Annotated in this window: 1 protein-coding gene; it reads left to right on the forward strand. The window is 51.6% G+C overall.

The genetic code is table 11. From position 1 onward, the window contains the following. Window positions 1-250 (forward strand): MmgE/PrpD family protein (locus A3773_RS17335; protein ID WP_197462883.1); only part of this gene is annotated, 250 nt, incomplete at both ends.

The following is a 250-nucleotide window of genomic DNA, read 5'->3' on the forward strand; positions in this document are numbered from 1 at the left end:
GGCTCACGTAAATCATGGGCGGCGGGGGATGCTACGTCTCGAGCAGTCCGTCTAGCCGATATGTCATTGCGGGGTGAAATGGGCATTCCCGGCGTACTGACCGCGCCGCAATGGGGGTTCTACGATGTGTCTTTTTCTAAAACCAATAAAGACCAGCAGTTACAAACACCCGATGATCGGACCTTCAAGTTTACTCAGGACTACGGCACCTATGTTATGGACCATGTGCTGTTTAAGATCTCTTTCCCTG

The organism is Neptuniibacter pectenicola (assembly GCF_001597735.1).
Taxonomy (GTDB): domain Bacteria; phylum Pseudomonadota; class Gammaproteobacteria; order Pseudomonadales; family Balneatricaceae; genus Neptuniibacter; species Neptuniibacter pectenicola.